This is a genomic window from Streptosporangium sp. NPDC004631 (genome assembly GCF_053601935.1).
In genome coordinates, this window is record NZ_JBSGCR010000028.1 from 49,939 (window position 1) to 67,421 (window position 17,483).

A 17,483-nucleotide genomic window follows, 5' to 3' on the forward strand; every position below is an offset into this window, starting at 1 on the left:
TTCGAATATGAACCAACGATAGTTGGTGGTTCATATTCGAACAACCCATACACTGGGAAAGTGGCGGACACGAGATGGTTAACCGAGAGCGAGCTGGGCGCGTGGGCGGCCTATCTCAGCGCGTCCCATCTGCTGGAGCGGCACATCGAGGAGCGGCTGAAGGCCGACTCCGGGCTCACCCACGCCCACTACGAGATCCTCGCGAAACTCTCGGCCGCCCCCGGCCGGCGGCTGCGCATGAACGACCTCGCGCGCAAGGTGGTCGTCTCCAAGAGCGGGCTCACCTACCAGGTCGGCCGGCTGGAGAAACGCGGCCTCGTCGAGCGGACGACCTGCCCCTCCGACGACCGGGGGGTCCTGGCCGTGCTCACCGACGAGGGCGCGCGCCGCCTGGAGAAGAGCACACCCGGGCACGTGGCCGTCGTCCGCGCCTTTCTGATCGATCGGCTCACCCCCGACGAGCTCCGGAGCATGACGCGGATCATGTCGAAGGCCATCGCCGCGATGACGTCCGCCCCGGCCGGCCCTCCGCTCAGAGCCCCTTGAGACCCAGTTCCCGGGCGATGAGCATCCGCTGGACCTCGCTGGTGCCCTCGCCGATCTCCAGGACCTTGGCGTCGCGGTAGAAGCGGCCCACCGGGTACTCGTTCATGAAACCGTAGCCGCCGAAGATCTGGGTGGCGTCGCGGGCGTTGTCCATGGCCGCGTCGCCAGCGACGAGTTTGGCGATGGCCGCCTCCTTCTTGAACGGCTCGCCGGCCAGCATCCTGCCGGCCGCGTGGTAGTAGGCCAGCCGGGCGGTGTGGGTGCGGACCTCCATGTCCGCGATCTTGAACTGGATGGCCTGGTAGTGACCGATCGGGTGACCGAACGCCCTCCGCTCGCGGACGTGGCGCAGCGACTCGTCCACGCAGCCCTGGGCCAGGCCCGTCGAGAGGGCGGCGATCGCGACGCGGCCCTCGTCGAGGGTCTGCAGGAACTGCGCGTAGCCCCGCCCCCGCTCGCCGAGGAGGTTGCCGGCCGGAACCCGGCAGCCGGTGAAGGAGAGCTCACGGGTGTCGGAGCAGTTCCAGCCGACCTTGGAGTACTTCTTGGAGACGGTGAAACCCGGGGTGCCGGACGGCACCAGGATGGTGGAGATCTCCGGCCGCCGGTGCGGAGACGTCTCGTCACCCTCGCGGTAACCGGTGATCGCGGCGACGGCCACCACCCCGGTGATGTCGGTGCCGGAGTTGGTGATGAACGCCTTCGAGCCGTTGATCACCCACTCGTCGCCGTCCAGCGTGGCGGTGGTGCGCATGCCGCCCGGCACGTCGGAGCCGCCCCCCGGCTCGGTCAGGCCGAACGCGCCCAGCACCTCGCCCGACGCCATCCGGGGAAGCCACTCGGCGCGCTGCTCGGCCGTACCGAAGCGGTGGATCGGCATCGCGCCCAGCGAGACCGCGGCCTCCAGGGTGATGGACACGCTGGAGTCGACCCTGGCCAGCTCCTCCAGGACCAGGCAGAGGGCGAAGTAGTCGCCGCCCATGCCGCCGTACTCCTCGGGGAGGGGCAGCCCGAACAGGCCCATCGCGCCCATCTGGCGGACGATGTCGTAGGGAAACTCCTGGCGCTCGTACAGGTCCCCGATCACCGGGGCCACGACGTCGCGGGCGAACGCCTCGACGGTCTTGCGGAGGTCTTCGTATTCCTCGTTGAGCTGGGGCATGGTCACTCCTTGACGTGTCGATCGGTGGCCCGGCCGGCTCCCAGCGCCTGCACGACCCGTGACGGGCTGGGGCGGCCGAGCTCGGCAGCCAGCCACATGCTGGTCTCCACCAGCGATTCGAGGTCGAGCCCGGTCTCGACACCGAGGCCGTGCAGCATCCACACCAGGTCCTCGGTGGCGAGGTTGCCGGTGGCGCTCTCGGCGTACGGGCAGCCGCCGATGCCACCGGTGGAGGCGTCGACCACGGTCACGCCCGCGCGCAGGGCCGCGAGGGTGTTGGCCAGTGCCTGACCGTAGGTGTCGTGGAAGTGCACGGCCAGCCGCGAGGGCCCGCCGAACGCCTCGACGAGGGCGGTCACGTGCCCCGGGGTGCCGACGCCCGTCGTGTCGCCCAGCGACAGCTCGAAACAGCCGAGGTCGAGCAGCCTGCGCCCCACCGCGACCACCTGCCCGATCGGGGTCGGCCCCTCCCACGGGTCGCCGAAGCACATCGACAGGTACGCCCTGACCCTCAGACCGTGGCCGAGCGCCCGCGCCACCACCGGCTCGAACATCTCGAACTGCGACTCCAGCGTCCGGTTCAGGTTCCGGCCGGCGAACGTCTCGGTGGCGCTACCGAAGATCGCTATCTCCTGGACGCCGTGTTCCAGCGCCCGGTCGAGACCCCGCTCGTTCGGCACGAGCACCGGGTAGCGCACGCCGGGGACCCGTTCCAGACCGGCCAGCAGCTCCGCGGCGTCGGCGAGCTGGGGCACCCACCCGGGGTGCACAAAGCCGGTCGCCTCGATCACACGGTGCCCCGCGGCGGTCAGCCGGGCGATGAACTCCGTCTTGACCTCGACGGGAACCATCACCGGCTCGTTCTGCAACCCGTCGCGCGGGCCGACCTCGTAGATCGTGACCCGCTCGGGCAGCCCCGCCTCCGCGACCCTGTACGGCTCCCGCATCACGACTCCCCGTCCCGCCGCACGACCGCCAGCACGGCGTCCATGTCGACCGGCTGGCCGGCCCGGACCGGCAGCTCGGCGACCGTCCCGGTGACCGGGGCGGTCACGGTGTGCTCCATCTTCATCGCCTCGACGACGAGCAGCGGCTGCCCCTCGCCGACCCGCTCCCCGGCGGCCACCTTGACCACGAGGACGGTGCCGGGCATCGGGCTGCGGACCACCCCGTCGCCGTCGCCGCCCGCGCCCTCCCGGTCTCCGGGGTCGCCCAGGTGGTGGCGGGTGAGCGCCCACGCGTCGCCGTCCCTGCCGAGCCAGACCACGTCGCCGTCCCGGGCGACGGCGTAGCGCCTGCGGACCCCGTCCAGGGTGATCAGCAGGTCGTCGCCGTCCACGTCCAGCCTCGCCGGCACGCCCCGGCCCCGGACCGCCGCCCGCGCGCCGCCACCGGGCGGACCGGCGGGCACGGGCGCCGGGACGTCGCCGGGCGGGCCGCCCTCGGCCCCGGAGACGCCGTCCCCCGGCGGGCGGACCTCGACCTCGGCGCCCGCCGAGGGCAGCCCGCGCACCAGGACCTCGGTCACGCCGTCGCGGCCCTCCAGCCGCCAGGTGGTCCACGCGGCCTCACCCAGCCGCCAGCCGTCGGGCACCTCCCACGGGTCGGCCGGCTCGGCGGGCGTCCGCTCATGGTGCAGGATCAGGGCCGCGGCGACCGGCACGTCGGCGGGGACGCCCCCCGCGGGGACCAGCGTGTCCAGGTGACGTTCGACCAGGCCGGTGTCGAGGTCGCCGGCGACCACCCTCGGGTGGGTGATCAGTGCGCGCAGGAAGGCGATGTTGGTCGGCACGCCCAGCACGCCGGTGGCGGCGAGCGCCCCGTCCAGCCGCCGCAGCGCGCTCGCCCGGTCGGGACCCCAGGCGATGATCTTCGACAGCATCGGATCGTAGTCGCTGCCGACGACACCGCCGACCGCCAGGCCGGAGTCCACCCGGACGCCGCCGGGCTCGCGGAGCGCGAGCACCCGGCCGCCGGTCGGCAGGAACCCCCGTGAGGGGTCCTCGGCGTAGACGCGGGCCTCGACGGCGTGGCCGCGGAGCCGCACCTCCTCCTGGGTGAGCGGAAGCGGCTCGCCCGCGGCGACCCTGAGCTGGAGTTCGACCAGGTCCAGGCCGGTGACCAGCTCGGTGACCGGATGCTCGACCTGGAGCCGGGTGTTCATCTCCATGAAGTAGTAGTCGCCGGTGGCGCCCTGGACGATGAACTCCACCGTGCCCGCGCCGGTGTAGCCGACGGACCTGGCCGCCTCGACCGCCGCCGCGCCCATGCTCGCCCGGGTCTCCGCGTCGAGCAGCGGAGAGGGGGCCTCCTCGACGATCTTCTGATGGCGGCGCTGCAGGCTGCACTCGCGCTCGCCCAGGTGGATGACGTTGCCGTGGCCGTCGGCCATCACCTGGATCTCGATGTGCCGGGGGTTCTCCACGAACCGCTCGATCAGCAGCGTCGCGTCGCCGAACGCGGCGGCGGCCGTACGGCGGGCGGACTCCAGGGCGTCCGGCAGCTCCCCGGCCGAGTGCACCAGCACCATCCCCTTGCCGCCGCCGCCCGCCGAGGGCTTGATCAGCGCGGGGAAGCCGATCCGGCCCGCGGCCTCGACCAGGTCGTCACCGGGTTCCGCGCCGCCGGGGACGACGGGAACCCCGGCCGCCGACACGACGGCCTTGGCCCGGATCTTGTCGCCCATGGCCTCGACGGCCTCCGGCGGCGGGCCGACGAACACCAGCCCCGCCTCGGCGCACCGCCTGGCGAAGGCGGGGTTCTCGGCCAGAAAGCCGTAGCCGGGGTGCACGGCCTGGGCCCCGGTCGCCGCGGCCGCCGCCAGGATCCGGTCGATGTCGAGGTAACCGCCGCCGAGCCGTACCGCGACGTCGGCCTCGCGGACGTGACGGGCGTCGGCGTCGGCGTCGCTGTACACCGCGACGGAGCGGATGCCGAGCCTGCCGAGCGTGCGGATGATCCGCAGGGCGATCTCGCCCCGGTTGGCGATGAGAACGGTGCCGAACAGCCCAGGCGATCCGGGTGCCGGGCGGGGGGCTGGTGAGCGGTTCATGGGTGCGGTCACATCCGAAAGACGCCGTAGCCGATGGGGTCGAGGGGGGCGTTGGCCGCGGCGGACAGGGCCAGGCCGAGGACGGTCCGGGTGTCGAGGGGGTCGATGACGCCGTCGTCCCAGAGGCGGGCGGTGGAGTAGTAGGGGTTGCCCTGGTCCTCGTACTGCCGGCGGATGGCGTCGGGGTCGGCGTCACCGACCGTGGAGAGCACGTTGGCCGCCTGCTCGCCGCCCATCACCGAGATTCGCGCGTTCGGCCACATCCACAGGAACCGGGGCGAGTAGGCCCGGCCGGCCATCGCGTAGTTGCCCGCGCCGAACGAGCCGCCGACGACCACGGTGAACTTGGGCACCCTGGCGCAGGCCACGGCGGTGACCATCTTGGCGCCGTGCTTGGCGATGCCCCCCGCCTCGTACGCCCTGCCGACCATGAAGCCGCTGATGTTCTGCAGGAACACCAGCGGGATGCTGCGGCGGTCGCACAGCTCGATGAAGTGCGCGCCCTTGAGCGCGGACTCGCCGAACAGGATGCCGTTGTTGGCCACCACCCCGACGGGGTGACCGTGGACGCGGGCGAAGCCGGTGACCAGCGTGGGACCGTACTCGGCCTTGAACTCCCCGAACCTGCTGCCGTCCACGACCCGGGCGATGATCTCCCGCACGTCGTACGGCGTGCGGGTGTCGGCGGGGACGAGCCCGTAGAGATCACGGGGGTCGTGCGCCGGCTCCTGGGAGGGGGCGCGCTCCCACGGGCTGGGGGCGCGCGGCCCGAGGGTGGCCACGATGTCGCGGACGATCCGCAGCGCGTGGGGGTCGTTCTCGGCGAGGTGGTCGGTGACGCCGCTGACCCGGGCGTGCAGGTCGCCGCCGCCCAGTTCCTCGGCGGTGACCTCCTCCCCCGTGGCGGCCTTCACCAGCGGCGGGCCCCCCAGGAAGATCGTGCCCTGGTTCCGGACGATCACGGCCTCGTCGCTCATCGCGGGGACGTAGGCGCCGCCCGCCGTGCAGGAGCCGAGGACCGCGGCGATCTGCGGGATGCCCCGCGCCGACATGGTGGCCTGGTTGTAGAAGATGCGGCCGAAGTGCTCCCGGTCGGGGAAGACCTCGTCCTGCCTGGGGAGAAACGCGCCGCCCGAGTCGACGAGATAGAGGCAGGGCAGGTTGTTGTGGAGGGCGATCTCCTGGGCCCGCAGGTGCTTTTTGACGGTGATCGGATAGTAGGTGCCGCCCTTGACGGTGGCGTCGTTGGCGACCACCACGCACTCGCGGCCGGAGACGCGGCCCACGCCGGTGATGATCCCCGCCGCGGGGGCCTCGTCGCCGTACAGCCCGGTGGCGGCGAGCTGGGAGAGCTCCAGGAACCGTGAGCCCGGGTCGAGCAGGGCGTCGACCCGGTCGCGGGGCAGCAGCTTGCCCCGGGCGACGTGCCTGGCCCGCGAGCGCGCCGGACCGCCCGGCGCGGCGGCCGCGATCCGTTCCGCGAGGTCGGCGACCAGCCGCTCGTTGACCTCCGCGTTGCCCTTGAACCCCTCACCGCCCGGGTCGCAGGCGCTGCGCAGCACCGGCCAGCCACTCATGTGAGCCCCTCTCGTCCGGCTCCGCCGCCGTGGGCCAACGGTCGCCAACACCACTGGCGATGTTAGTCATTATTAACACCACCGTCTACCATGCGAGATGTGACGACTGCCCACCCCTCCACCCGCGGTCGCGGGGCACGGCGTCTGGAGATCCTGGACGCCGCCGCCGGGCTGTTCGCGGCACGCGGCTTCCACGGCGTCTCCATCGAGGACATCGGCGGCGCGGTCGGCACCACGGGCCCCGCCCTCTACCGCCACTTCAGCGGTAAGGAGGCGCTGCTGGCGGAGATGCTGCTGGACGTCAGCGAGCGCCTGCACACCTCGGCGGCGAGCCGGGTGACCGAGGCCCTCGACGCCGAGCACGCCCTGGACGCCCTGCTCACCGTCCAGATCGAGTTCGCGCTCAGCCACCCCTCGCTGATCACCGTGCACGACCGCGAGCTCGGCAACGTTCCCGAGCCCGCCCGCCGCCAGATCCGCCGCCTCCAGCGGCTGTACGTGGAGGAGTGGGTCACGGTGCTGAGCGAGCTGTATCCCGGCTGCCCCCCGCCCCGCCTGCGCGCCGCGACGCACGCCGTCTTCGGCCTGCTCAACTCCACCCCGCACAGCGCGGGCGAGCTGCCGCCCGAGGCGATGGCCGGGCTGCTGCGGGGCCTGGCCCGCGCGGCGCTCGCCACGGTTCACGGCTAGGAAAAGTTAGGGACTGCTAACAGCCAAGCCGCCGGCCCCGGCCGGGCGCGGAAACATCCGCCGGGGGCAGGGAAGGCCGGCCGGGGCGGGGAAACGGAGAACGGCGGCCGGGGAAAAGGGGACGGCCCGGGTGCCTGAGCACCCGGGCCGCCTTATGCCGGGTCCGCTCCCCGCGAGGGGAGCGGACCCCGCCGTCACCGCCGGTGCCTGACGACCTTCACGTAGTCACTGGCGCCGGTGTCACCGTAGAAGTCGTGGTCGCCCTTGAAGACGAACCTCCAGTAGCCGGAGCGGTAGGTCTTGGCCTTGGTGAGGATCCGGCCGCCGTCGGCGGCCCGGGTGGTCTTCACGTACTGCCACTTGTGCGAGCCCTTGGGCTTGAAGTACAGCCTGACCTTCGCGCCGTAGCCCTCCCATCCGTCGCCGTCACGGACCTGAAGGCTGCCGGTGAACGTGAGGTACCGGCCGTAGCGGCCGGGCTCGGGCGAGGCGTTGAACCGGACGATCCGGCTGTCGGCCCGCTCGGGCTCGGGCGCCGGGCCGGACGTGAGGACCGTCACGTGGCCGGTGGCGCTGCCCGCGCCCTCGACGCCCTCGGCGCCGGCGAACTCGGCACGCCAGTCACCGGAGCGCGTGGCGGTCAGGTCGGCGCCGAACCGCCCGTGACCGTCGGTCCAGTCGGTGGCCACGGCGGTCCACCGGTACGCGTCGTCGGCACGGAACAGGATGACGACCTTGCGGTCCCGGTAGCCCTCCCAGCCGTACTGGGTGTCGAGCAGCAGACGACCGCGGACGCTGATCCGGTCTCCCCGGTCCACCGGGTCGGGCCTGGCGCCGAAGTCGACGATCCTGGTCTGCCGGAGCGCGGCCTTGACGTCGACCCTGTCGGTCTCGCTTTTGGCGCCGAGGCTGGTCGGCGAGCCGTCGTACTCGGCCCGCCAGTGGCCGGTCCTCGTCGCCTTGGCCTTGAACCAGAACCTGCCCTGGCCGTTGGTCTCGACGCTGCCGGGGAGCCGGTCGTAGGAGCCGCCCAGCGGCCTGAAGGCCAGGTGGACCCGGGCGCTGGGCAGCGGCGCCCAGCCGTTCGTCCCGTTCTGCCGGAGCACGCCGCCGAGGGTGATCAGGCCGCCCTCGCGCACCACCGCGGGGGTGGCCGCGATGTCGTCGAAGTCGGTCTCGAAGACCTGCTTGACGGTGAACTCGACGGACTTGGCCGCCGAGTTGCCCGCGACGGCCCTGAAGGTCCACTTGACGGGGGCGAACTGACGGTTGAAGTCCTTGGTGTACTTCCACCGCGCCTTGCCGGAGCCGAGGTCGTCGCTCTTGGTGAGCTTGAACTCGGTCTCGGCGCCGAGTTCGGGCTTGATCCAGCCGGTGACCGCGGAGGCGTCCCCGCCGGTCTCGGCGGTGAAGGTGACCTTCACCGTCTCGGCGCCCTTCACCTCGACGGGGCTGGGACTGACTGATACGTCGCTGACGGCGGGATCGGCCTTGCCTGTTCCCGCGGACGCCGTCGTGACCGGGCCCGCAACCAGAGTTGCGACGCCCAGCGCTGCCACGACGGCGACACGAATGCGTTTCACCATTCGGGCCTTCCGTCCTTCCCGTTGGTTGAACGCGGCTTGAGGGTGCCGCGTCGTTACCTCCAAGTAGACGTATTGGTCAGGTTATCGGTTGATAAATTGACAACCCGTCATGCAGAACGGTCGAATAGGACCGGTCCATCCCCATATAGACCCCCGATACATGATCTGAGAGGTTCAAATACGTGGTTGGTAAGGTCCCAAAGCGGTTAAGGTCCGCTACAGGACCGGTCGATGGGGTCATAATCGGGCTGTGGCGCGCGACATGGTTGAGACCTGTTTCACCGAGGCGGTGGCCGCCCTCTCCCCCGGGGCCCCGCACGATCCCCGTCTTCCCGTGCGGGAGGGCACCGGCCTGACCGGGGCCCGCTGCCGGGAGCTCTTCGGGTTCCAGCTCGGCAGCAGACTGCTGGACGTGACCGCGCGCCGGCTGAGAGAACAGGGCGAGGGCTTCTACACCATCGGCTCGGCCGGCCACGAGGGCAACGCCGCCGTCGCCGCCGCGCTGCGCGCCACCGACCCCGCCCTGCTCCACTACCGCTCGGGGGCCTTCTACCTCGCCAGGTCGGCGATGGCGGGACGCCTGCCGGAGGAGGGGCTGCGCGACGTGCTGCTCGGCCTGACCGCCGCGGTCGAGGAGCCGATCGCGGGCGGCCGTCACAAGGTCTTCGGGCACCCCGACCTGGCGGTGATCCCGCAGACCTCCACGATCGCCAGCCACCTGCCGCGCGCGGTCGGCGTGGCCTTCGCCATCGAGCGGGCGCGGCTGCTCGGCCTGCCGGGCGCGTGGCCACAGGACGCGATCGCGGTGTGCAGCTTCGGCGACGCCTCCGCCAACCACGCGAGCGCGCTGTCCGCGCTCAACACCGCCGGCTACGGCGCCTACCAGGGGCTGGCCCTGCCGGTCCTGTTCGTCTGCGAGGACAACGGCCTGGGCATCAGCGTCCGCACGCCGAAGGGCTGGGTGGAGGCCTCCCGCCACCGGCAGCTGGAGTACTTCGCGGCCGACGGCTGCGACCTGGCCGACGCCCACGACGTGGCCCTGGCCGCCGTCGAGCACGTCCGCACCCGGCGCTCCCCCGCCCTGCTGCGACTGAGCACGGTCCGGCTGATGGGACACGCCGGCTCCGATGTGGAGCTGTCGTACCGGACCAAGCGGGAGATCAACGCCGACCTGGAGCGCGACCCGCTCGTCGCCACCGCACGGCTGCTCGTCGAGGCGGGCCTGGCCACCCCGGACGAGCTGCTCTCGCAGTACGAGACGACGCGCGAGCACCTGTTCAAGATGGCCATGGAGAGCTCTCGGCGCCCCCGGCTGACCTCCGCCGCCGAGATCATGGAGCCGCTGGCCCCCCGCACCCCCCGGGCCGTCGCCCGGGCCTGCACGGTGGCCGCCGACTCCAGGGAGAAGGCCTTCGGCGGCAGGCTGCCCGAGACGGAGGGTCCGCTGACCCTCTCCCAGGCGATCAACCGGACCCTGTCCGACACGATGGCCGCCCACCCCGACGTGCTGGTCTTCGGCGAGGACGTGGCCCGCAAGGGCGGCGTCTACGGTGTCACCCGGGGCCTGCAGAGGCGCTTCGGCGTGGGCCGGGTGTTCGACACCCTGCTGGACGAGCAGTCCGTGCTCGGCCTGGCGCTCGGCTCCGGTGTGTCGGGACTGCTGCCGGTGCCCGAGATCCAGTATCTCGCCTACCTGCACAACGCGCTGGACCAGATCCGGGGCGAGGCCGCGACGCTGCCGTTCTTCTCCCAGGGGGCGTTCCGCAACCCGATGGTGGTCCGCATCGCCTCCTACGCCTACCAGAAGGGCTTCGGCGGCCACTTCCACAACGACAACTCGATCGCCGCGCTGCGCGACATCCCCGGGCTGGTCGTGGCCTCCCCCGCACGGCCCGACGACGCCGCCTCGATGCTGCGCACCTGCCTGGCCGCCGCCCGCGTCGACGGCGCCGTGTGCGCCTTCCTGGAGCCGATCGCCCTCTACAACACCCGTGACCTGTTCGACGAGGGCGACAACGGCTGGCTGGCGCCGTACACCCCGCCGGCCCGCTGGGCGGAGACGCACATCCCCATCGGCCGCGCCCGCAGTTACGGCGACGGCCGCGACCTGACCATCGTGACCTTCGGCAACGGCGTGCGGATGAGCCTGCGGGCCGCGGTCAGGCTCACCGCGGAGGGCTACGGCTGCCGGGTCCTGGACCTGCGCTGGCTCTCCCCCCTGCCGGTGGAGGACCTGCTGCGCGCGGCGGAGCTGACCGGCAAGGTGCTGATCGCCGACGAGACCCGCCGCGCGGGCGGCGTCTCCGAGAGCATCGTCGCCGAGCTGATCGACGCCGGCTTCACCGGCGGGATCTCCCGGGTGACCTCCCTGGACAGCTTCATTCCGCTGGGCGACGCCTCCAAGCACGTGCTGCTCTCGGAGGCGGACATCGAGGACGCCGCCCGCAAACTGCTCGGCTGAGAGCCTCCCCGCCGGACGCGGCAGGCGCGCCCCCGGGGCCTCCTGCCGTTCCGGCGTTCCTCCGGCGGGCGCCGGCGTGCGCCGTCCGCCGGTCCGGGGGCCGGTGGCGCCACGGCGCCCGGCGGGAGGGGCTCTACAACCAGTCGCGTCGTTTGAAGACCACGTACAGGGTCACGCAGACGGCCACCATCAGCAGCACGGCGAACGGGTAGCCCCACGCCCAGTGGATCTCGGGCATGACCTCGAAGTTCATTCCGTAGATGGTGCCCACGAGGGTGGGGGCGAACAGGATCGCGGCCCAGGCGGAGATCCTCTTCACCTCCTCGTTCTGGGCGTTGCTGGCCTCGGTGAGCCTGGTCATGTGCTCGTTCTGAGCCTGGGCGACCATGGTCGAGTTGACCACGAGGATGTCGTGGAGCATCTGGCGGAAACCGCCGACCCGCTCGGCCACGGTGATCGCGTGGTCGGCGACGTCGCGTAGGTATCTCTGCAGTTCCTCGTCAACCCCGTACTTGGCCGCCCCGGCGATGAAGCCCTCGATCATGCCGAGCAGCGGCCGGGTGGCCCGCTGGAACTCGATCACCTCCCGCGAGAGCTCGTAGATACGGCGGGAGACACCCGGCCGGTTGCCGAAGACCTCGACCTCGATCTCGTCGATGTCGTTCTGCAGGCCCGCGACCACCGGGGCGTAGCCGTCCACGACCGCGTCGAGGATGGCGTAGAGCACCGCCTGGGGGCCCTGGCGGAGCAGGTCGGGGTCGCTCTCCATCCGGCGGCGGACCTGGGACAGGTCCGGGGCCTCGCTGTGCCGTACGGTGATCACGAAGTTCCGGCCGACGAAGACGTGCAGCTCGCCGAAGTCGACCTCCTCGATCTCGTCGAGGTATCTGGCCGGGCGGAGGACCACGAACAGCGTGTCGCCGTACCGGTCGGCCTTGGGCCGCTGGTGGGCCACGATGGCGTCCTCGACGGCGAGCTCGTGCAGGTCGAACTCCTCGGCGACGTTGTAGACGGCCGCGTCCTCCGGCCGGTAGAAGCCGATCCAGGCCATGCTGTCCGGCGTGTTCTTCAGCCGGTCGAAAGCCTCGGGCAGCGACGCCGGGGTGGCGTCCCTCTGCCCGTTGACGTAGATCGCGTTGTCGATGAGGTGTGACCGGGGCGAGAGCGGTTCGTCACCCGTGGAGCGGGGGTCCATCGAGCGCTCGGGAGAGTCCCGCGCCCCGCCGGAACGCCCGCGCATGAGACTCCGTATGCCCCGCGTTCGCCGATCAGCCACACCTGTCCTCCTCATCCGGTGTTCAAGAACTCCTCCACCGACCGCGTCGCCCTGCCCCGGATCGTCACCCGGAACATCGGGGGCCGGCCGAGCAGCGGGCCCACCGGCCCGCCCCGAGCCGTCGTGGACCAGTGCCTGAGGTCGGAGTCGTCGTGGTGACGGATGATCAGGCCGTCCTCGGACCGGGGCAGGGCCTCGGTGTCGTCGACCACCCGCCTGCCCGCGTCGGCGAAGGTGTAACGGGCCCTCCACCGTGCCGTGCCGTCGTGGGATCGTGCGCCGACGTCCTGGACGGTCACGTCGATGTCGTGACCGCGGCCGAGTCACCCGCCGGGAGAACTCCCATGACCGAAGTGTAGTCGGCGGCAAGATCGAGCAGGCGGAGGGTACCGTCCGGCGGACCGTCCCGGGCCGTCGACCGGGCCGCGGCGCTCCGTGTGCCCGGACAGGAGGCGGACACGCGGCCCGGGGTCTCCGGCACCCCTTTTTCTGGAACCATGTTCTGCGCATCACCGCTTTATCGCCAGCACACCGGATGTCATGGGACGATTTGCTCCGACATCGCGAAGGAGAAGTGATCGTTGTCCGAGGTCTGGGTGACTCTGACCAGGGCCCAGTCGGGGCCACCCCCGTGGGTCGTTCTGTTGTCGGCGCTGGCCGCGCTGGGAGTGGTGGCGTGGTCCGGCTCCTGGCATCTCTCCAGGGGGCTGATCACGATCGCCCACGAGGGCGGGCACGCGCTGATGGCGCTGCTCACCCGCCGCAAGCTCCAGGGCATCCGGCTGCACTCCGACACCTCGGGGGTCACCCTGACGCGGGGCAGGCCCACGGGTCCGGGGATGGTCCTGACCGCCTCCGCCGGATACGTCGCCCCGTCCCTGCTGGGACTCGGCGGGGCCTGGCTGACCGCCTCCGGCCGTGTGGCGATCCTGATCACGATCATGATCGGACTGCTCTTCTGCATGCTGCTGGTGATCCGCAACCTGTTCGGAGTGGTGAGCCTGCTGGTCACCGGCGGGGCGATATTCGCCTTCACCTGGTACTCCGCGCCCGACATGGACGCCGTCCTCGCCTATCTGGCCGTCTGGTTCCTGCTGTTCGGCGGGATCCGGCCGATCCTGGAGTTGCAGAGCAAGCGCCGCCACGGCCGCACCCCCGACTCCGACGCCGACCAGCTCGCCCGGCTGACCTTCCTGCCCGCCGGGTTCTGGGTGCTTCTTTTCCTGCTGGTGGCGGGAGCCGCCCTGCTGGGCGGCGCCTACCTGCTGAATCCGCTGCGCTGAGCGCCCTGGACCGGCCCGTAAAGAGCCTAAAAACCCACCGATAAACCATTTCACAGGACGAATCGGACACTATTCTTTTCGGCTCGACCCTTACCGGTGATTACTGTTCTTAGTTATTGACAATTAAATGATTTTTTGGATTTATCACCATGTATGAACCCCTTCCGGGAATATCAGCAGATAACACAGCAACCGTACGCCGCGCCGGTGATCGCGGCCGGGACAGCGCTGGTCTCGCTGATCTCGCTGATCTCGCTGAGCGTCACGGTCGCCCTGGCCCTGCGGATCCGGCGGCTCCGCGCCGAGCGGGACAGGGCCGTCACCCGGGCCCGCGAGGAGCTCGCCCGCGACGTGCACGATCTCGTGGGGCACTGGCTCTGGCTGGCCTCGCTCAAGAGCGAGCTGGCCTACCGGCGCACGGCCGGCGACTCCCGCCTCCACGGCGAGCTGGGCGAGGTGCTCCAGGCGGTACGGCACGCCGCGCACGCCGTACGCCAGGCGTCGAAGGGCGACCGGCGGCCGTCGCTGGGGGATGAGAGCGCGCGGGCGCGGGCCCTTCTCACGGGCTTCGGAGCCGAGTGCTCGATCAGGGCCGCCTCCGCCGGGCTCCCGGAGGAGGTGAGCGCCGTACTGGGAACCGTGGTGCGCGAGGGCGTCACGAACATGCTCCGGCACAGCACGGTCGGACGGTGTGTGATCGAGCTGACCGAGGACGGCGACCGGCTGCGGCTGACCGTCGCCAACGACGGCGCCCCCGGCCCGGAGCGTCCGTGGAGCGCCGGCTGCGGCCTGGGCAACCTGCGGCACCGCGTGGCCGCGCTCGGCGGTTCGGTGCACGCCACCGCCGGCGAGGACGGCTGGTTCAGGCTGGTCGCCGAGGTGCCCCGGAGTTTTTCCGAATAATTTTCACTTCTACCGCAAAACCGCAGGTAAAGCACACATTCATGATTAAATCTGTGATTTTCGCATGCACGAGTAGTGGGGTTTGTAACTAGTCATTTCTCGGGTTATCCGGAATTCTCTCTTCTGGAAGACAGCAGGGAGATTGCCGTGAATGACCAATATGAGCTTTATTGCCTCGCGGATCCACTCTTTTACGACACTCTCGACGGCCACCGGGGCGACCACCCCGATTTTCCACCGGCCGCCAGGGCCGTCCCCGATGGCTGGGCGCACCAGGCGACCGACACCTGGATGCACTACGCGCCCCTCGGCGCGCGGATGCCGTCACAGGGTTGGAAGATCCACGTCTCGGCGTGCGCCGGGGACGCCGAGCGCGCCCTGGAGGCCGTGTGGGACTACTGCGTGCCGCGGAACATCCCGTTCAAGTTCCTGCGGAGCCTGCCGGTCATGACCATGCTGAACTCCAAGGCCGCCGACCGCGGCTCCAGCGGCAAACTCGTGACGATCTATCCGCTGGACGAGGACGGGCTTGAGCTCACGTTGAAGGAGCTCGACGAGTCGCTGAGGGGCGTCGAGGGGCCGTACGTGCTCAGCGACCTCCGCTACGGCGAGGGCCCGCTCTTCGTCCGCTACGGCGGCTTCGTGCCGCAGCGCTGCCTGGGCGAGAACGGCGAGCTTGTGCTGGCCATCGAGGACGGCGACGGGCGGCTGGTCCCCGACGTGCGGGAACCCGCCTTCACCGTGCCCCCCTGGGTGACGCTGCCGGAGTTTCTCCGGCCCCATCTGGCGGCCCGCAACGCGGTCACCACCACCGGCCTGCCGTACGAGGTCGAGAGCGTCATGCAGTTCTCCAACGGCGGGGGCGTGTATCTCGGGCGGGACGTGCGCACCGGCGAGCGGGTGGTGCTGAAGGAGGGCCGCCCGCACGCCGGGCTCGACGCCGCCGGCCGGGACGCCGTGGCGCGGCTGACGCACGAGCGCGACATGCTGGAGCGGCTGTCCGGGCTCGACGCCGTACCCGCGCTGATCGACTACTTTACGCTCGGCGACCACCACTTCCTGGTGCAGGAGTTCGTCGACGCCGGCCCGCTGCAACGGCTCCTGGTGCAGCGGTATCCCCTGACCCGGGCGGACTGCGACGACGAGACCCTCGCCGCGTACACCTCGTGGGTGCTCGACGTGCTTCCCCGGGTACGTCAGGCGGTCGAGTCCCTGCACGGGCGCGGGGTCGTCTTCGGCGACCTGCACCCCAACAACATCCTCCTCACCCCCGCCGGGCGCCTCGTCCTGATCGACTACGAGGTGGCGACCCTCGCCGCGGACCGCGGTCGCGCCGCCCTCGGCCATCCGGCCTTCGGCGCCCCGCCGGACCGGCAGGGTGTCGACGTCGACGCCTACGCCCTGGCCTGCCTGTGCCTGGGACTGTTCGCCCCCCAGCTCACGATCATGCTCCCGCTTGACCGGGCCAAGGTCCGCCGGCTGGCCGAGCTCATCACGAGGACCTTCCCCGTCGCCCCCGAGGTGATCGCGGAGGCCGTGCGGACCATCGAGGGCCCGCGCCCCGCGACGGTACGGCCGACCCCCGAACCCGGCCGTGCCGGCTGGCCGGAGGTCAGGGAGGCGATGACCCGGGCGATCCTGGCGAGCGCCACCCCCGACCGCGAGGACCGTCTCTTCCCCGGCGACGTGGCCCAGTTCAGGCCGGGCGGGGGCGTCAACCTCGCCCACGGCGCGGCGGGCGTGCTGTACGCCCTGAAGTCGGCGGGGGCCGGCAGCCTCCCCGAGCACGAGGAGTGGCTCCGCCGCAGGGCGCTGGCCCCGGCCCCGGGGACGGGCATCGGGTTCTACGACGGGCTGCACGGCGTGGCCCACGTCCTGGACCTGCTCGGACACCGTCAGGACGCGCTCGACCTCGTGCGGATCTGCCTGCGGCAGAAGTGGGAGTCGCTGGAGCTCGGCCTGTCCGGCGGCCTGGCGGGGATCGGGCTGAACCTGTTCCATCTGGGCGAGCGGACCGGCGAGCGGGAGCTCGTCGACCTGGCGCACCGGATCGCCGGCGTCTGCGCCGACCGGCTCGGCGGCCCCGGCGACGTGCCGGAGATCAGCGGCGGCGCCAACCCCCGCGCGGGGCTGATGTACGGCTCGGCCGGACCCGCCCTGCTCTTCCTCCACGCCTACGAGCGCACCGGTGACACCGCCCTGCTCGACCGGGCGGCCGTGGCGCTCCGCCAGGACCTGCGACGGTGCACCACGGGTGAGGACGGCTCACTCCAGGTCACCCAGGGATGGCGCGTCCTGCCCTACCTGGACGAGGGGTCGGTGGGCATCGGCCTGGTCCTGGCCCGCTATCTGTCCCACCGCGACGACGAGGACCTCCGGACGGCGCTGGACGGCTGCCGGCGCGTCACCCGGGGACGCTACTACGTGCAGCCCGGCCTGTTCACCGGCCGGAGCGGCATGATCGCCGCCATGGCCACGGGCCTGGGAGCGGACCCCGACGTGACCCCCCCGGCCGCCGGCACCGATCTGGCCGGCCAGATCCGCGGGCTGGACTGGCACGCGCTGCCGTACGGCGGCGGGCTGGCCTTCCCCGGCGACCAGCTGCTCCGGCTCTCCATGGACTTCGCGACCGGCACCGCCGGGGTGCTGTTCGCGATGAGCACCGCGCTCCACGACGAGCGGGTGTTTCTGCCCTTCACCGGGCCGCCCGGCGGCACAGGCGTCCTTGGCACGGCACCGCCTGTGCACGAATCCGCCGGGCGACTTCACTCCCATTCACTCCCACGAGCCACCGAAGGAGGTGTGACCACATGATACTTCTCGACCTCCAGAGCCTGGAAGCCCCGACCGGGGGCGGACACGGCGGCGGCAGCACTCTCACCGTTCTCGGCTGCGAGTCCTGCACCCCGAGCAACCTCAGCGTCGTCCTCTGCCACTAACCGATCCC

Annotated in this window: 14 protein-coding genes; 7 read left to right on the top strand and 7 right to left on the bottom strand. The window is 71.4% G+C overall.

The features are described from left to right. The first annotated feature begins 60 nt into the window (after positions 1 to 60). Positions 61 to 546, top strand: coding sequence for a MarR family winged helix-turn-helix transcriptional regulator (locus ACWEF2_RS24515; protein ID WP_453818694.1), 486 nt, complete (start codon positions 61 to 63; stop codon positions 544 to 546). Here ACWEF2_RS24515 and ACWEF2_RS24520 read toward each other — a convergent pair. Genes ACWEF2_RS24520 through ACWEF2_RS24535 form a run of 4 tightly spaced genes read right to left on the bottom strand, consistent with a single transcriptional unit; the run spans position 533 to position 6,337 of the window. After that, a complete protein-coding gene (locus ACWEF2_RS24520) occupies positions 533 to 1,708 on the bottom strand; it encodes an acyl-CoA dehydrogenase family protein (protein ID WP_453818695.1) in 1,176 nt (391 codons plus the stop codon). The two genes, ACWEF2_RS24515 and ACWEF2_RS24520, sit on opposite strands and share 14 nt — an antisense overlap. Before the next feature lie 2 nt (positions 1,709 to 1,710). Continuing rightward, on the bottom strand, positions 1,711 to 2,655 hold the full coding sequence (locus ACWEF2_RS24525) for a hydroxymethylglutaryl-CoA lyase (RefSeq protein WP_453818696.1): 945 nt from the start codon (positions 2,653 to 2,655) through the stop codon (positions 1,711 to 1,713). Next, positions 2,655 to 4,760 carry an acetyl/propionyl/methylcrotonyl-CoA carboxylase subunit alpha gene (locus ACWEF2_RS24530; protein WP_453818697.1) on the bottom strand — a complete coding sequence of 702 codons (2,106 nt, stop codon included), beginning with the start codon at positions 4,758 to 4,760 and terminating at the stop codon, positions 2,655 to 2,657. Before ACWEF2_RS24530 ends, ACWEF2_RS24525 begins: the two co-directional genes overlap by 1 nt. Before the next feature lie 8 nt (positions 4,761 to 4,768). Then, positions 4,769 to 6,337: a carboxyl transferase domain-containing protein gene (locus tag ACWEF2_RS24535; protein WP_453818698.1), complete on the bottom strand. Its 1,569-nt coding sequence runs from the start codon at positions 6,335 to 6,337 to the stop codon at positions 4,769 to 4,771. 90 nt (positions 6,338 to 6,427) lie between these two features. Between ACWEF2_RS24535 and ACWEF2_RS24540 the strand changes: the two genes are divergently transcribed. Then, complete coding sequence (locus ACWEF2_RS24540) at positions 6,428 to 7,027, top strand: TetR/AcrR family transcriptional regulator (RefSeq protein WP_355599204.1); 600 nt, start codon at positions 6,428 to 6,430, stop codon at positions 7,025 to 7,027. A 194-nt stretch (positions 7,028 to 7,221) separates the two neighbouring features. Here the strand turns inward: ACWEF2_RS24540 and ACWEF2_RS24545 are convergent, their stop codons facing one another. Further along, a complete protein-coding gene (locus ACWEF2_RS24545) occupies positions 7,222 to 8,613 on the bottom strand; it encodes a hypothetical protein (protein ID WP_453818699.1) in 1,392 nt (463 codons plus the stop codon). Positions 8,614 to 8,875: 262 nt separating this feature from the next. Between ACWEF2_RS24545 and ACWEF2_RS24550 the strand changes: the two genes are divergently transcribed. Further along, the gene (locus ACWEF2_RS24550; protein WP_453818700.1) at positions 8,876 to 11,074 is read left to right on the top strand and encodes a thiamine pyrophosphate-dependent enzyme; all 2,199 of its coding nucleotides are present in this window, start codon (positions 8,876 to 8,878) and stop codon (positions 11,072 to 11,074) included. Positions 11,075 to 11,207: 133 nt separating this feature from the next. On the opposite strand, the gene ACWEF2_RS24555 is transcribed toward ACWEF2_RS24550, so the two are convergent. Further along, positions 11,208 to 12,314, bottom strand: coding sequence for a magnesium and cobalt transport protein CorA (locus ACWEF2_RS24555; protein WP_453818701.1), 1,107 nt, complete (start codon positions 12,312 to 12,314; stop codon positions 11,208 to 11,210). A 47-nt stretch (positions 12,315 to 12,361) separates the two neighbouring features. Continuing rightward, positions 12,362 to 12,649 carry a hypothetical protein gene (locus ACWEF2_RS24560; RefSeq protein WP_453818702.1) on the bottom strand — a complete coding sequence of 96 codons (288 nt, stop codon included), beginning with the start codon at positions 12,647 to 12,649 and terminating at the stop codon, positions 12,362 to 12,364. A 282-nt stretch (positions 12,650 to 12,931) separates the two neighbouring features. Between ACWEF2_RS24560 and ACWEF2_RS24565 the strand changes: the two genes are divergently transcribed. From ACWEF2_RS24565 to ACWEF2_RS24580, 4 genes are all read left to right on the top strand, one after another. Continuing rightward, positions 12,932 to 13,633 carry a M50 family metallopeptidase gene (locus tag ACWEF2_RS24565; RefSeq protein ID WP_453818703.1) on the top strand — a complete coding sequence of 234 codons (702 nt, stop codon included), beginning with the start codon at positions 12,932 to 12,934 and terminating at the stop codon, positions 13,631 to 13,633. Positions 13,634 to 13,786: 153 nt separating this feature from the next. Beyond that, positions 13,787 to 14,536: a sensor histidine kinase gene (locus ACWEF2_RS24570; protein WP_453818704.1), complete on the top strand. Its 750-nt coding sequence runs from the start codon at positions 13,787 to 13,789 to the stop codon at positions 14,534 to 14,536. A 147-nt stretch (positions 14,537 to 14,683) separates the two neighbouring features. Further along, entirely contained in the window at positions 14,684 to 17,350 is a 2,667-nt protein-coding gene (lanKC, locus tag ACWEF2_RS24575; RefSeq protein WP_453818705.1) for a class III lanthionine synthetase LanKC, read from the top strand. Beyond that, the gene (locus ACWEF2_RS24580; protein ID WP_355599212.1) at positions 17,347 to 17,475 is read left to right on the top strand and encodes a SapB/AmfS family lanthipeptide; all 129 of its coding nucleotides are present in this window, start codon (positions 17,347 to 17,349) and stop codon (positions 17,473 to 17,475) included. Before lanKC ends, ACWEF2_RS24580 begins: the two co-directional genes overlap by 4 nt. The last annotated feature ends 8 nt before the right edge of the window (positions 17,476 to 17,483 follow it).